Annotated in this window: 13 protein-coding genes; 1 reads left to right on the top strand and 12 read right to left on the bottom strand. The window is 37.3% G+C overall.

The genetic code is table 11. The features are described 5' to 3' along the window. Positions 1-17 precede the first annotated feature (17 nt). The 5 genes from filE to ACG59Z_RS16825 form a co-directional block, all read right to left on the bottom strand. On the bottom strand, positions 18-1,268 hold the full coding sequence (filE, locus tag ACG59Z_RS16845) for a putative pilus assembly protein FilE (RefSeq protein WP_400200486.1): 1,251 nt from the start codon (positions 1,266-1,268) through the stop codon (positions 18-20). A 14-nt stretch (positions 1,269-1,282) separates the two neighbouring features. Next, positions 1,283-2,947 carry an OmpP1/FadL family transporter gene (locus tag ACG59Z_RS16840; RefSeq protein WP_400200485.1) on the bottom strand — a complete coding sequence of 555 codons (1,665 nt, stop codon included), beginning with the start codon at positions 2,945-2,947 and terminating at the stop codon, positions 1,283-1,285. Positions 2,948-2,959: 12 nt separating this feature from the next. After that, positions 2,960-4,144 (bottom strand): hypothetical protein, encoded by a 1,185-nt coding sequence (locus ACG59Z_RS16835; RefSeq protein ID WP_400200483.1) that lies wholly within the window; start codon positions 4,142-4,144, stop codon positions 2,960-2,962. A 44-nt stretch (positions 4,145-4,188) separates the two neighbouring features. Continuing rightward, complete coding sequence (locus tag ACG59Z_RS16830) at positions 4,189-5,022, bottom strand: C39 family peptidase (protein WP_017393200.1); 834 nt, start codon at positions 5,020-5,022, stop codon at positions 4,189-4,191. 298 nt (positions 5,023-5,320) lie between these two features. After that, positions 5,321-6,169 (bottom strand): DUF6160 family protein, encoded by an 849-nt coding sequence (locus ACG59Z_RS16825; protein ID WP_263612971.1) that lies wholly within the window; start codon positions 6,167-6,169, stop codon positions 5,321-5,323. A gap of 342 nt (positions 6,170-6,511) precedes the next feature. Here ACG59Z_RS16825 and ACG59Z_RS16820 point away from each other — a divergent pair, with 342 nt between their 5' ends. Next, the gene (locus ACG59Z_RS16820; RefSeq protein ID WP_400200544.1) at positions 6,512-7,876 is read left to right on the top strand and encodes an anthranilate synthase component I family protein; all 1,365 of its coding nucleotides are present in this window, start codon (positions 6,512-6,514) and stop codon (positions 7,874-7,876) included. Between the two features lie 3 nt (positions 7,877-7,879). Here ACG59Z_RS16820 and hisC read toward each other — a convergent pair whose 3' ends face one another. From hisC to ACG59Z_RS16785, 7 genes are all read right to left on the bottom strand, one after another. Beyond that, positions 7,880-8,965, bottom strand: coding sequence for a histidinol-phosphate transaminase (hisC, locus tag ACG59Z_RS16815; protein ID WP_400200479.1), 1,086 nt, complete (start codon positions 8,963-8,965; stop codon positions 7,880-7,882). A gap of 70 nt (positions 8,966-9,035) precedes the next feature. Further along, entirely contained in the window at positions 9,036-10,325 is a 1,290-nt protein-coding gene (gene hisD, locus ACG59Z_RS16810; RefSeq protein ID WP_400200477.1) for a histidinol dehydrogenase, read from the bottom strand. 105 nt (positions 10,326-10,430) lie between these two features. After that, positions 10,431-11,114 carry an ATP phosphoribosyltransferase gene (hisG, locus tag ACG59Z_RS16805; RefSeq protein ID WP_068934120.1) on the bottom strand — a complete coding sequence of 228 codons (684 nt, stop codon included), beginning with the start codon at positions 11,112-11,114 and terminating at the stop codon, positions 10,431-10,433. Next, positions 11,114-12,370 carry a UDP-N-acetylglucosamine 1-carboxyvinyltransferase gene (gene murA, locus ACG59Z_RS16800; protein WP_311070520.1) on the bottom strand — a complete coding sequence of 419 codons (1,257 nt, stop codon included), beginning with the start codon at positions 12,368-12,370 and terminating at the stop codon, positions 11,114-11,116. Before murA ends, hisG begins: the two co-directional genes overlap by 1 nt. A gap of 6 nt (positions 12,371-12,376) precedes the next feature. Further along, positions 12,377-12,628, bottom strand: coding sequence for a BolA family iron metabolism protein IbaG (ibaG, locus tag ACG59Z_RS16795; RefSeq protein ID WP_002050455.1), 252 nt, complete (start codon positions 12,626-12,628; stop codon positions 12,377-12,379). A gap of 138 nt (positions 12,629-12,766) precedes the next feature. Next, positions 12,767-13,105 (bottom strand): ribosome hibernation-promoting factor, HPF/YfiA family, encoded by a 339-nt coding sequence (hpf, locus tag ACG59Z_RS16790; RefSeq protein WP_001167461.1) that lies wholly within the window; start codon positions 13,103-13,105, stop codon positions 12,767-12,769. 169 nt (positions 13,106-13,274) lie between these two features. Beyond that, entirely contained in the window at positions 13,275-14,723 is a 1,449-nt protein-coding gene (locus ACG59Z_RS16785; protein ID WP_400200472.1) for an RNA polymerase factor sigma-54, read from the bottom strand. Between the last annotated feature and the right edge of the window lie 342 nt (positions 14,724-15,065).

The following is a 15,065-nucleotide window of genomic DNA, read 5'->3' as shown; positions in this document are numbered from 1 at the left end:
AGATACCCTACTTATTTTTAACGTAATACTGAAATTTGAATCTGTCCTTGATTAGATAACTCTTGTTCTGCTACATCTACAGAGGAAGATAACGGAGTTAACATCATATAACGTGCATGAGGCGGCACTCTTAAAATACCTTGAAGTGATGCATGTTGTAATATCGTAGAAGGATAAGACTTGCTCTTGAAACCACTTGCCCCCTCTAAAATACAACCCTTCTCATCTAAGAATATAGCTAAAGGCCAATAATATAGAGGCGTCGAATTACTTGCTGCAAATGACATAAGCTGTAAATGTTGTACAGACGGATCCAGTTTTACTAGCTCGTATTCAAACTTTTCTTTTAGCGGTTTACGAGGCCATAAATTTACTTCTTTTTTAGCTCCAAGCACTTTGATTGATTTTTTATAACCTTGAATAAAACACTTATCTTGCTCAAAAGTCGTTTCTAATTCTTTTTGAGACAGACGTATATAGGTTGGGGCTAAAACAATCGCCGCTTGATCATCCTGAGATTGCTTATTAAACAATTGTTCTAAAGTAGATTTACTTACACCCTTTTTCCGCTCAATAAACTCTGTTCGCCCTAAACCATCTGGCATAACATAAAAGCGTTTTTTGCCTTCAAGATTAAATTCTTGGTCTTCAAGATATTCATTATTTACATACTCTACACCATCAATACTCGTAAATTTAGATGGATCATTTGGCGAATTTTGAGTTGAAACAGCTTGTGAAGTGCTTGGTACAGATGAAGGAATTCTAGCAGGGGTACTTTCTTCCTTAACAGTATTAGTTTGCTTTTTAACTCCATTCTTCTGAGTTTTACTAACTGTTAAAGGAGGCTCTTGAGTCGGTGCAGTCGGTGCAGTCGGTGCAGTCGGTGCAGTCGGTGCAGTCGGTGCAGTCGGTGCAGTCGGTGCAGTCGGTGCAGTCGGTGCAGTCGGTGCAGTCGGTGCAGTCGGTGCAGTCGGTGCAGTATTTAATTTTTTTGTAACGCGTGATTCAAACTTTTTAGGTTCTTTTGAATGATGAGAATTTTCACTAGGTAATTCTTGAACAGGTATAAAGACAGATTTAGGCTGCGCCACTTGCTTCGGTGCTTCGACTCTAATATTTGATTGCTTCTGTTCAACTTTTTTACTCGGCACAATCATTGGTCGACCATCTGGACCAATGATTGTATAGAACCCATCTGCATAAGATACAGAAACGCTTGCTATCGCAACACATAAAGTTGAGATAGCAAATCTAGGTCGAAACATCCTTTTATATTGTTTTACCATTTTGTTCTATAGCTCAAACCAAGTACTGTAACTTTTGTATTCGTTTTTACATCTAAACCAGAATAAGGGTTTAATAAAATATTATCGACACCACACTTGTTTGATAATGTACTCGTACAAGCTGGAATATTGTCACGACTACGTAAGAAACCCACTGAAAGATCTAGATCAGTATCCGCATCAAAACGGTACCCCACCCCAAGACCGAATAATTGCGCATTGTTGATTGGGACCATGGTATTACGTTTATCATCAGGTATCGAACTAGCACGAGGTTCATAACCTGCTCTTAATTTCAAACGATCAGTTGCTGAATATTCAAGACCAATCCCCCAGCTCCATGGCGAGGTAAATTTCAGAGGCAATGATAATGAATTATCGGTAACGTCATTAGATAAAAGCTTAGCCACTTTTAATAAGGTAATTTGTCGATCAAATTCGAACTTAAATTTATTCCAAGCAGAATAATCAGTCCATCCCACATCAAAGTTAACTTGTAAATCTGGTAATATTTTATATTTAATACCCGCTTGGAAATGTGCTGGGTACTCGAGATCCATTGCAACTAAACCGGACTCAGTATCAGGAACATAACCAGGTAATCCGAGAATGGCAGCTAAAATTTGACCCGTAGCTGATGAGTTAAGACCGTTGATTAATTCTTGAGGTGCTCTGGCATTATCAATCATGTATTTGCCTTTTAAACGCATCTTGGCAGCACTTTGATAGACCATACCAAAACCAAAATCGTCTGTTGGTTCCCAGAGCAAACCTAGGTTATAGCTTGGGCTTAATGATTGCTCTAACGAAACTTGCAATGAACCCATTTTACTAAATGGATTCATACCTTCTTTCGCATTACAAATTCCCAATAACAATAGATCGGTAATCATATCGTTATTATCTTTGAACGGTGCACATACCACATCATCAACCATACGCAATACACCAATCATCTCATTTGGAAAACGTAGATCAGTATTTAAAGCGATTGCGTTATAGGACATCCCTATAGAAGCACCAATTGATAAATGATCATTTATCTGATAACCAAACGATGGGGATAAATAAGTGATCCGTTCTACAGCAACTTGTTTACCCATGTAATTACCAGGATTACCATTCTCTGCTCCAAACCCTGCTACTAACGGCGCATATATTGCTGTTGCATAAGTAACTTTTGAGCCAGGTGGTTTATATGCAATTCCGGCAGTAGGAGCAACTAGAGGATACCCTGCTCCGAGATCAACCATTTTTTTAAGAATAGGTACATATAGGCTTGCGTACTCGACATCACCATGAACTGTTCCTTTAAAATCTGTACAAATATTGGCAGAAACTTCCGGACCATCATTACAAACGAGAGGGTCATCTGAATAACCAAAAATGTTATAACCAGGGGGAGCCGAGAACTCACGCTTAATATCAAAGTTAGCAAGAATCCCTTGCACATCTGTTTGCAGCCCATCAATTTTTGCTAAGGCTGCAGGGTTAAAGTGAACTGCACTAATACCAGGAGGGTCTGCAGTTACAGCATTCCCCATTGATAGTGAGCGAATATCAACAGCTAGGTTTTGTCCTAATTGAGCATTGGCAAAGCTAGAAAAACCGGAGATAACAATTGCCGCCGTTAAAGGACATAATTTAGGATATTTCACCTGCTTATCTCCTTATTTTTGTTTTTTGTTAAAACCTAAAATATCTAACGGGAACGACAAACCAAGAGAAATATCTGGTGCATCTTCGGTTAAACCAATACCAACAGTACCATTAACAATCGTTTCAGGTGAAACGCGAACACCTAAAGCAAAAGATAACATTCCACTACTTTGATCTGGTGACTTATAAGACTCACCATTATTAAATTGGAATTCAGCATTTGTATTAAAACTTTGCTGATATGACATCGTCAAAGACACGTCATAGTTAAATGAATAGGCAAAACCAAATGAGAAACCGCCACTGATACCTGGATCAAAAGATTCTAAAATGCGTGAACCTCGGGCTTGATTAAGACCACTTTCTTTAAATCCATAGTTGGCAGATGCAGAAGCGAAGAGAACAACTGGATCAATATATTTTCGAGTACTCGCCCCTACACCAACCGAGTAATATCCCTTACCTGTTGACAGCTCATCTATACCAATTTCATAAGGACTATCACCTGTTTTAGTTGATACGCTACCAAAAAGAACGAGTGGTAAACGGCCTTGCTTTAATGGAAAAGGTTCCCAGCGTGCACCAAAAGAAATATCCCCTAAACCAGCTGTTGTTTTATCTTTAATAATCTCAGACTTAGCAACAAAAGGAAGAGTTGCAGACAACGTTAAGTTATCTAATACCCCATATTGGAAAGTAAAACTATTCGTTAATGTGTGGTTAGCATCTTCTTCAACACGTAAACGGTTAAGTTGAGAAGAATTATCCGATAAGGCTAAATCAATACGAGCATCACGATAATAAGTGTAATCAAGGTCATAGTAAGAAGAAATCACGCCCTTCTTAATCAAAGAATATTGACGTTCATTTGAAGTAAATACTTCTTGTAAGTTTGTCTCCTGACTAGCATCCCCTTCTTTTTTCTGTAATGCACTTGCAGCTTGATGTGCCTCACTATTCGGAGCTGGGGCTACAGCATTTGTATCTACTGCATTTGAGGTTTGCGTAGTATTATCTGTTGAGACTGAACCAGAACTAGTAGCTTCTGAAGAAGCAGAGCTGTCTATTCCCCCTGCTACAGTCTGATTCGTACCAGATACTTGTGCTTGCTGTACTTGATCTTCGGCATAGATTGTCCCTGTAATGGCACTCATACTTAAGGCCAACACACTCATCTTCATCCATCGATTATTCATGTTTTTCCTACCCAATTTATTTATTTTACTAACTTTAAAATTGACTATTTGCGTTTGTAATAAAGACGCATATAGGTTTCTATCGGCTGTCCATATGTCGGCGAATGATTATCGTTATCTAGTACACGTCTCATGGTTGAAGCTTTATTTGCTAAACGATCAAAGTTAAATGCTGGATATTGAACATCAACAAAAGCATATCTATTGACCGTGGCATCTTCTACATGGCGCATATCTGCATCTTTTAGTGCCAATAAATCTTTACGCTGTGATTCAGGAACAGAAATAACAAATAAAGTATTATTATCCCAAATTTGTTTAAAACGACTTTCATCAAAGCTGATATTCCCTAAAGCAGGATCAGCTACATATACTCTTCCATCTTTATAAGCTTTATATACGACAAAATGTTTAAAACCTGCATAAGAAATAGGCACAATTGCAGGTTGGCCGAGTTTAACTAAATCAGAAAACTCACCTCGATAACCACCACTGTCCAAACCAATTGCTGTGACAAAGCGCTTCATATCAAGTAATGAGAAACTTCGGCGTTCAATAATACGTTGATATTCGCCATACTGAAGCAAACCACTCATTGTTTGCTGTTCAGTTAAACTCGTTCCAACATAGCCATTTAATAAAGTCGTAAGTGCAGCAGAACCACAACTATAGTCATAGGCTTGTCGAACAATGCCACGAAACTGATCTTCTACAGCCGGTTTTATTGTGACAGGTTCAATATGGTTTCGATGAAATGATAAATTACGTGAATCGGCAGTCTCTGTATAATAAACAGTTCCCGGTGGCTTTTTTTCTATTTCGAAGGCTTCTGTCGCAAAGTAATACATCAATGCTGAGCCTAAAACTATCTCTAACATAAGCACTTGGTCTAAATGGTGGCCTAACCGGCCTTATTCATTTTATTCTTAGAGCAATAGCTCTACATCCCTGTGTGTTGAAGATACCTTTTTTTTTTGTAAAAAACAGCTTTTTTTTAATCTTTTTGATGAATGCATAGTTTTACATTTATAAATTGATAATTAATTCTCATTTCAAATGTTTTATATTCTTTCTTATTATATAAGCTAATATTATTTAAATAAAAAAGCTTAAGATTGAGTTTTATTAAGATAAATAAAAAAGCGCGTATAAACGCGCTTTTTATCAGCCTTTAAATTAGTGTCCAGAAATAGTAATTGTAGACGTTCCTACATTTAAACCTTGGATTTCTAAATCACCAATTGAAGCATTACCCGCTGCACCTAGGTGTACGCCCTGTGCATAAACGTTCATACCTTGTGTACTGTTATTCTGGATACGTAAACCTGTAGGAACAACAGAAATGTTCGCATTTACATCCAAGTCACCAGTTGTATTACCTGAACCACGAACCATTACTTTGTCTAGGACAATTTTACCACCACCAGCAGCATCATTAATACCGAAGTTAGATAGTGTTAAACCACCTTGTAAGCTAGAGTTCACTTTGATCATCGCGCCTTGCGGAGTTGAACCTAACTGAACATTTGCAGAAATTTGACCCAAAGATAAATCTAAGCCAGAAATAATTTCAGTTGGAGCTGTTTCAGTAATACCACGTACAGCAGTAGTTGTATTTAATGAACCAGAAGTACCCACCCCGATTGAACCTACATGTACATCAACTGCGCCCACTGTTGCTGCAACGTTTAAGAAAGCACCGTTTGAGCCTGAAGCACCGTTTGTATCAATTTTTAAATCTAAAAGGTTGCCTGTACCTTTTTGAGTTACAGTAACACCACTAATTGCGATTGAGCCCGCTGTACCTGAAGACCCTGTAATACCTGTTGATGTTGCTAAACCATCATTATCATGTAGGTATAGCTTATCGATAGAAATACCACCAGAACCCAAAGCAATACCGATATTAATACCATCTTGACCTGTAGCAGCACTAAGCGCTGCATCATCCATTGATTGCATTGCCATTGCATTTGCACTGATAGCTAAAGAAGAAACTAAAGCAAGTTTAGTGAACATTTTCATTGAGCACTCTCCCAAGAGCATTTATTTTTTGACTTAACCACTCTTACTGTCTCAAGTTGCATTTTTCTTTTATGGCAACCGAAACTTCCAATCCTTGAGTAGTTTTGCTTAGCAATTACTAAATTACAGCTACGTTAATTTTTGTTCAACTACTGTAATGCATTTTTTGCCAATTACCCGACAAACGGTACAGATGCTGACTGCCTGATCACGCTTATAAATTGTCTTTAAAGCTGAGATATTATTCGGTTATTTTTTCCACAAAATATTAAACTCTTTCGACTCATCCGTCTGATGGACTAGAACTTGTAGTAAACTATGTCATCTCTTCCAAGCGCTTACATGTTTAAAATGTCACAGTTAAAGAAAAAAATCTCTTTAGAAAGCTATCAATCGGCTGCCGATATTTTAAAAAAATTGGAAGAGTTAATTGGACTTGTATATCTCCATGATGATAACAACCCAATTATTGGTTTTTTGCCAAAAAAATACTTAATTATTCAAAATAATCAAAAAAAATTATTTGATAAAACTGATCTAAATCATTATAAAACTTCCCCTAATACACAAAGTCTTTTAGAATTTACTCAATTTCACGATGAAAAACTAAAAAATAAAAGTAAAGAAAAAATAAGCTTCAATGGAGGTTATATTGGTTTTATTAGTTATGATTTTTCTGTGAATCAATTTATAAATAATCAATTACATAAACAGCCCTCTTTATTTATAGGTTCTTATTCTTCTTTTCTTAAAAATATAAATAATGAATGGTATTTTTTTAGTGATGAAGCTAATGCTATAGAAATTTTTAATTGCATTGTAGAACTATTAAATAAACCTTCTGACACCCTAAACGAAAATAATTTTAAAATAGAAAAAAATATTCAACCGCGCTGGTCTAAAAATGAATATTTAACTGCTTTCCACAAAATACAAGAATATATTAAAGCAGGAGATTGTTATCAAATTAATCTTACACAAGAGTTTGGTACAACTTTTACAGGTACATTATTAAATAAAGCAGAAGCTTTATGGAATTTAACCAATGCACCTTATTCTGGTTATTTAAAATTAAAAGAGTTTGAGTTATTAAGTTGCTCTCCTGAATTATTTATTGAATTTAATACAGATAAGCAAATAAAAACCCGACCAATTAAAGGCACAATGCCTCGTTACGAAAATAAAGAACAAGATTTGCTTTCAAAGCAAACCTTAAAAAACTCCCAAAAAGATCAGGCCGAAAATGTCATGATCGTTGATTTATTACGTAATGATTTGAGCTTTTATGCCAATACAGGTTCGGTAAAAACAACAAAATTATTCGAAATTGAAAGCTTCAATCAAGTTCACCATATGGTAAGTGAAGTTACGGCTACACTTAAAAATGATATTAATCCTATGCAAATGTTGCTTAGTGCTTTACCAGGAGGCTCAATTACTGGTGCCCCTAAAATCCGGGCAATGCAAATTATTGAAGAGTTAGAAGGTGCGCCAAGAGGAGCATATTGCGGGACTTTGGGATATTTTAATTTTGATGGTACTGGGCGTTGGAATATTCTGATTCGTAGCTTTCAACAATATCAAAACCAGCTCTCTATTTGGGCAGGTGGTGGTATTACTATCGCTTCAGAGGCTGAAGCTGAATATCAAGAAAGTTTAGATAAAATCTCTGCTATGCTGAACTTGATGAACAGCACAGCAGAATAAATTTTAAAGAATATCTTGCTTCAAAGTTTGAACTAAACGTGTATTTTGCTCATCAGTTCCAACCGTGATACGTAAAAACTGATTAATGCGAGGCTTATTGAAATAACGGACAATAATGCCCTGCTCACGCAACTTCTGGGCTAATTGCGCAGCATCATATTGCGAATGTGAAGCAAAAATAAAATTCGCTTTTGATGGCAAAACATTAAAGCCAAGTTCAGTTAAATCACTAACCAGTTTTTCTCGACTTGTAATAACTTTTTGACACTGCTCTTCAAAATAAGCTTGATCTTCAAAAGAAGCAACAGCTGCTGCAATAGCGAAGCGATCAATTGGATATGAATTAAAACTATTTTTTACCGCTTCAAGTGCCGCAATCAAATGCGACTGAGCAATCGCAAATCCAACGCGTAAACCAGCCAAAGAACGAGACTTTGAAGTTGTTTGGCACACCACAAGATTTTCATAACGGTTTATCAAACTTACAGCTGACTCAGCACCAAAATCAACATAAGCTTCGTCAATCACAACCACACGGTTTGGATTGTCTTGTAGTACTTGTTCAATCTCTGCCAAGCTGAGCGCAATACTGGTTGGTGCATTAGGATTAGTAATAATCACGCCACCATTGGGTTGTGCATAATCTTTGACATCAATCTCGAAATTCTCATTAAGTGGAATTTCTTTTGTTTTTGTTCCAAAAAACTGGCTATAAACTGGATAAAAACTATAAGTGATGTCTGGATACAGAATTGGCTCATCTTGAAGGAAAAATGCTTTAAAGATATGAGCAAGCACCTCATCAGAACCATTACCCACAAAAACTTGAGATACATCAATATTTTGTTGTTTTGCAATTGCTTGCTTTAATGCTGTCGCATCCGGATCTGGATATAGACGCAAAGCATCAGCTTGACCATGTAGCACAGCTTGAACTGCGTCTACTACTTTTGGTGATGGTGGATACGGATTTTCATTGGTATTTAACTTTAATAAATTTTGGATTTTAGGTTGTTCACCTGGCACATAAGGCTCTAACTCACGAACCTCAGGGCTCCAAAAACGCATTTGTGCTGTAGATACAGTCATAGTCTTATCTCAAAAAAGGGCTGAAAAGTCAGCCCTGAATAATCATTAAAAATTCTACAAGGCTTAAAGCTTATTGATAACGATAACGAGCCGAGCGTGCATGAGCATCAAGATTTTCTTGAACAGCAAGTACATCAGCAGTTTTAGCCAATGTTTTTACACCCTCTTTTGAGCACATGATCAAGCTAGAGCGTTTTTGAAAATCATATACACCCAGTGGTGACGAGAAACGAGCTGTGCCAGATGTTGGCAATACGTGGTTTGGCCCAGCACAGTAATCACCAATTGCTTCAGGTGTATAGCGCCCCATGAAGATTGCCCCTGCATGACGAATGTCTTGGCTCATCATTTCGGCATCATCAAGACACAATTCCAAATGCTCTGGTGCAACCTGATTAATCAAATCAACTGCTTCTGCACGATCTTTTACTAAAACTAAAGCCCCACGATTTTCAATCGATGTACGCGCAATATCAGCTTTCGGCAATTCACTTAAATGTTTTTCAATTGCAGACTCTACAGCTTCTAGCAATGCTTCATCTGGAGTAATGAAAATAGCTTGAGCCACTGTGTCATGTTCAGCTTGAGATAATACATCCATCGCCAACCACTCAGCATTATTCACTCCTTCCGCATATACTAAAATTTCAGAAGGCCCTGCAATCATGTCGATACCCACCTGACCAAATACAGCACGTTTAGCTGCTGCTACAAATCGGTTTCCAGGGCCAGTGATTTTATCTACACGTGGAACAGTTTGAGTGCCATAAGCTAGAGCTGCAACAGCTTGTGCCCCACCAATAGTAAATACTCTGCTAACTCCCGCAAGATAAGCTGCTGCAAGAACTAATGGATTTAATTCACCATTTGGTGCTGGTACAACCATAATAATTTCAGGTACACCAGCCACATGTGCGGGTACCGCATTCATTAGTACAGATGAAGGATAAGATGCAAGACCACCAGGTACATATATACCAACACGGTCAAGTGGAGTCACTTTTTGTCCTAGGGTATTACCCAAATCATCTACATAGGTCCAGCTATCTTGTTTCTGAGCCTCATGAAATGTACGAATACGATCAGCTGCAAGTTGCAGGGCTTCACGAATCTCTTGATTTAAGCCATCAAACGCAGCTTTGAGTTGTTGTTGAGACAATTCTAGATCGGAAAATTGATGCGCTGGATGTCGATCGAACTGTTGAGTAAGTTTTAAAACATGATCATCACCATGCTGACGAACATCAGCAATAATTTGATCTACTGTTTGAACTAAATTAGGATCATTAACGGTTTCAAAAGCCAAAAGCTCTGCAAAAACCTGTTTGAAGTTCTGATCTTGAGTCGATAAACGTCGCATCAATTTACCCACAAGGCGAAAAAGAAAAACCAAGTTTACTATTTTTCTAAGGCCTTGTGGGCATCATATCTACAACTATCGCAAAAGCATGATAGGAAATTACTTTTAACGTGATTGAACAGCTTGTTCAAGTTGGGAAATGATTGGGTTTAACAAAACTTGCTTACGCTTAAAGCTCGCTTTATTAACGATAAGACGTGAGGATACTTTGCAAATTTCTTCTAATGGTTCAAGCCCATTTGCTCGTAAAGTATTTCCAGTATCAACCACGTCAACAATATAGTCACCTAAACCAACGAGTGGTGCTAGCTCCATAGAACCATAAAGCTTAATAACATCCACCTGCTCACCTAAGCTTGCATAGTATTGACGTGTTAGATTGACGTACTTAGTTGCAATTTTTAAACGACCTTTTGGACGTTCCATTCCTACTTTACCAGCAGTCATTAACTTACATTTTGCAATCTGTAAGTCCAGTAACTCATAAACATGTTGAGCACCATGTTCCATAAGTACGTCTTTACCTGCTACACCTAAATCAGCTGCACCATTCTCAACGTAGGTTGGCACATCAGACGCACGTAAAATCAAAATACGAACTTGCTTATGTGTTGTAGGAAAAATCAACTTACGAGATTTTTCCGGGTCTTCAAGCAAGTTAATACCTGCTGTTGCAAGTAAAGGTAAAGTTTCTTTTAAAATACGCCCTTTACTCAGTGCCAAGGTCAAACCATGATCAAAATTACCCATTACATCAAAATTAGGATCATCGTTTCTTACGTCATTCATTAACTTACTCGCTTAATTCTGGCACCTAAACCTTGAAGTTTCTCTTCGACATGCTCATAACCACGGTCAATATGGTAGATACGGTCAATTACTGTATCACCTTCAGCAACCAAAGCTGCTAAAACCAAAGAAAAAGAAGCACGCAAATCTGTTGCCATTACAGGAGCTGCTTGTAATTTTTCAACCCCAGTCACTACAGCATCATGGCCTTCAACCTGAATATTAGCACCCATACGTGACAATTCAGGAACATGCATGAAACGATTTTCAAAAATGGTTTCAGAAATCGTTGCAAATCCGCGACCAATTGCATTTACGGCCATAATTTGCGCTTGCATGTCGGTTGGAAATTCTGGGTGAGGTAAAGTTCTAAAACTTACTGCTTTAGGTCGCTTACCTAACATATCCAATTCAATCCAGTCATCACCACGGGTGACTTCAGCACCCATTTCTTCAAATTTGTCTAAAACAGATTCAAGCAATGAAGGATCTGTATGTGTTGTTTTTACACGACCACCAGTAATAGCCGCTGCAGCTAAGTAAGATCCCGTTTCAATACGGTCTGCAACAACTGCGTATTCACAACCATGTAGACTTTCAACACCAGTAACAACAAGTGTATCTGTATCTATACCTTCGATTTTTGCGCCCATTTTAATAAGCATTTGAGCAAGATCAGTAATTTCAGGCTCACGCGCAGCATTACGAATAGTAGTTACACCATCCGCTAAAGCAGCCGCCATTAAAATATTTTCTGTACCACCTACAGTGACCATATCGAAAACCACTTCGCCGCCTTTCAGACGACCATCAACAGTGGCATGTACATAACCATTTTCAACTTCGATATGTGCACCCAATGCTTCTAGGGCTTTTAAGTGTTGATCTACTGGACGAGAGCCAATAGCACATCCACCAGGTAATGAAACCTTGGCATTTCCGTAACGTGCCAATAATGGCCCTAATACCAAAATAGATGCACGCATTGTTTTTACAAGTTCATAAGGCGCAAACTGGTTATCTAAAGTAGAGGTATCAGCTTTGACCGTATCGTTCTCATAACTGATCGTGACGCCTAAACCACCAATTAATTTCACCAAAGTATTTACATCTTTAAGATTTGGAACATTGGTTAATGTAATTGGAGAATCGGCAAGAATCATTGCCGCAAGTAATGGTAAAGCCGCATTTTTAGCACCAGAAATGCGTACTTCCCCTTCGAGCTTAACACCGCCCGTAATTAAAAATTTATCCATTAATATTTAAGCTCCGAAAAGGCTTGCTTTGCGCCATTCATCTTTGGTCATCGCACGAATTGTTACGGCATGGACTTCGCCACTTGCAATATAAGTATTTAATGGTGCATAAACTGCTTGTTGACGGGCAACAGTACGCTTACCTTCAAATTGATCATCCACAATACGGAGGTCAAATTTTCCAGCCTGTCCGCTCACCGCTACTTCCGCTTCAGGAAAAGCTTCTTTTAAAATTTGAGTGAGCTGTTCACTATTCATTGCAAAGACCTCTGGCACAACCTACGGTGTAAAACGAAGTATTTTACTATAACTTTTTCAAAGAATTCAGTACGTGTTTATATTTTATCAATAAAAAAGAGGCTATATTTCAAGCCTCTCACAATTATTAAAAACTTATTAAATAGAAACAGCAACTTGTGAATACGTACATTGCATTTTTCGATATTTTAACAATTGTTTTTTTAATTTTTCAGTCAGTTTTTTAATTGAAGTATACATGTCATCTGCTGTTGCTTGAGCAAATAGTTCAATTCCAGGTAACCGGACTATCGCTTCAGCCACATGATTAGAGCTACCTTTATGCGAGCGCTTATCAATCTGATGATCTTTCGTTAATTTAATCTGCATACTATTCACCTGATCAAGATGTTTCGTTAACTGATTAAATTTTGCTTTAATATTTTCTTCTATAGCGGGTGTAATTGCTAAATGATGTCCACGAATCGTTATTTGCATAATTCTATCCCTCACCTTTTTGGGTTATATAAAGAAGAACTAAAACGATTTAATGCAATCTAAAAAAGATGATTTGGGACAATTAAATCATTTTAGCTACTCCTCTTGGTGAAATTGAAATTTCATTATTTCGTCATAATGAATATCTAGAATAGTCATACTTCAAAATTTAGATCAAGACTTTTCTCTCGGATGACGATGGAATATGTAACGATTCACGATATTTTGCTACAGTCCTTCTCGCTACTTCTATCCCTTCATCTTTTAATAAATTAGCAATTGCATTATCAGACAACGGTTTACGTGGATTTTCATTAGAAACTAACTTTTTAATCATAGCCCGAATTGCGGTAGAGGAAGCTTCCCCTCCAGCTGTGGTCCCAACATGACTAGAAAAGAAATATTTCAACTCAAAAAGTCCTCGTGGAGTCAGCATGTATTTATTTGTTGTAACCCGAGAAACGGTAGACTCATGCAACTCCACTTCTTCAGCAACATCCCGTAGTACTAACGGCTTCATTGCTTCAGGGCCTATTTCAAGAAATGCTCTTTGGTGCTCAACAATACAACTAGCAACTTTCAATAAAGTTTTATGTCGCTCATCAATACTCTTTATAAAATTCTTGGCTTCAAGCATCTGATTACGCAGATATAAATTATCATCACTCTGATCAGCCCTACGAATCATACTCGAATAAAAAGAATTAATTCTTAGTTTTGGCATAACATCAGGATTTAACTGAACTTGCCAATGTAAATCCTTCTTAGCAACTACTACATCAGGAATTTGATATTCTGATTCTTGCTTTTCAAAATCCATACCTGGGTAAGGCTTTAATGTCTTCAGTAAATCAACTGCAAACTTTAACTGATCTTTAGAAAGACCTGTTTGCTTTAATAATTTATTGAGATCATTCGCAATCAATAATTCATAATATTGAAGTAGATTTTTAGCTTCTTTTAGATATTCGGTTTCTTTAGGCAAAAACTCTAACTGAACTTTTAAGCACTCAGCAAGGTTACGAGCTCCAATACCAATTGGATCAAGGCGTTGAATATGCTTTAAAACAACTAAGACTTCATCTTCCTCGACTTCTTCCTCAACATCCATGTCATTTAATAAATGTTGTACAGCTAAGATAATCTCTTCTACCTCAGCATCTAAAAAACCCTTATCGTCTAACGCATCCACAATACAATAAGCAATCAACTGATCTATTTTTGAAAAGTGCAGTAAGTTGACTTGTTCTAACATATGCTCTTTAAGTGTCATCTGAACTTGGCGGTTATCCTCGCGCTCTTCAAATTCAGGGGTAGCTAAAGCTGTAGACTGATGGGTATAAATATCATCCCATTCAGTATCCACAGGCAAGTCATCTGGTAAATGGTTTGCATTTAACTCTGTCGTAAGATCATCTGCTTCTTTTTTTTCTAAAGTGGATAAACTTTCTACTAGTGATTCATCTTCCACTTTTTCAAGTAATGGATTACTATCTAATTGAATCTGAATTTCTTGCTCTAATTCTAAACTTGAAAGTTGCAGTAATCGGATTGCCTGCTGCAATTGAGGCGTTAACGATAGAGAATTCGCAACTTTCAATCCAACAGATAATTTCATATATTTCTCTTTCCAAAAAAACAAGCAAAAATCATGCCTATTTGCTATTTATAGCATATAGTAATGGTTTCTCCTATATATTGACTCCGCATTTCATGAGAAAAATAGTAATTTATTCCTCTAAAATAATATTAAAGTTATTTCGAGCTGCGTCTAATAATCTATTTTAGTTATCGGAAAGATTTATTATTTAATGGATTAAGCTTGACTTTATACCACACAAAAAAACACCCCAATCTCTTTCGAGACCGGGGTGTTTAGAATAATGAGCTGGCGATGACTTACTCTCACATGGGTAACCCCACACTACCATCAGCGCTAAGAGGTTTCACTTCTGAGTTC

Origin of the sequence: Acinetobacter sp. ABJ_C1_1 (assembly GCF_044684115.1) — a bacterium.
In the GTDB taxonomy this organism is placed as follows: Bacteria; Pseudomonadota; Gammaproteobacteria; order Pseudomonadales; family Moraxellaceae; genus Acinetobacter; species Acinetobacter nosocomialis_A.
This window is presented reverse-complemented; position numbering and strand designations above follow the sequence as displayed.

What these genes read in the sequence shown, in the direction of transcription:
- hpf (WP_001167461.1), bottom strand. Translation starts at nt 13,105, where the DNA reads ATGCAAATAACGATTCGTGGACATCATTTAGCAATTACACCCGCTATA.
- ibaG (WP_002050455.1), bottom strand. Translation starts at nt 12,628, where the DNA reads ATGAATAGTGAACAGCTCACTCAAATTTTAAAAGAAGCTTTTCCTGAA.
- hisD (WP_400200477.1), bottom strand. Translation starts at nt 10,325, where the DNA reads ATGCGACGTTTATCGACTCAAGATCAGAACTTCAAACAGGTTTTTGCA.
- ACG59Z_RS16820 (WP_400200544.1), top strand. Translation starts at nt 6,512, where the DNA reads ATGTTTAAAATGTCACAGTTAAAGAAAAAAATCTCTTTAGAAAGCTAT.
- ACG59Z_RS16825 (WP_263612971.1), bottom strand. Translation starts at nt 6,169, where the DNA reads ATGAAAATGTTCACTAAACTTGCTTTAGTTTCTTCTTTAGCTATCAGT.
- ACG59Z_RS16830 (WP_017393200.1), bottom strand. Translation starts at nt 5,022, where the DNA reads ATGTTAGAGATAGTTTTAGGCTCAGCATTGATGTATTACTTTGCGACA.
- ACG59Z_RS16835 (WP_400200483.1), bottom strand. Translation starts at nt 4,144, where the DNA reads ATGAATAATCGATGGATGAAGATGAGTGTGTTGGCCTTAAGTATGAGT.
- hisG (WP_068934120.1), bottom strand. Translation starts at nt 11,114, where the DNA reads ATGAATGACGTAAGAAACGATGATCCTAATTTTGATGTAATGGGTAAT.
- murA (WP_311070520.1), bottom strand. Translation starts at nt 12,370, where the DNA reads ATGGATAAATTTTTAATTACGGGCGGTGTTAAGCTCGAAGGGGAAGTA.
- ACG59Z_RS16785 (WP_400200472.1), bottom strand. Translation starts at nt 14,723, where the DNA reads ATGAAATTATCTGTTGGATTGAAAGTTGCGAATTCTCTATCGTTAACG.
- hisC (WP_400200479.1), bottom strand. Translation starts at nt 8,965, where the DNA reads ATGACTGTATCTACAGCACAAATGCGTTTTTGGAGCCCTGAGGTTCGT.
- filE (WP_400200486.1), bottom strand. Translation starts at nt 1,268, where the DNA reads ATGTTTCGACCTAGATTTGCTATCTCAACTTTATGTGTTGCGATAGCA.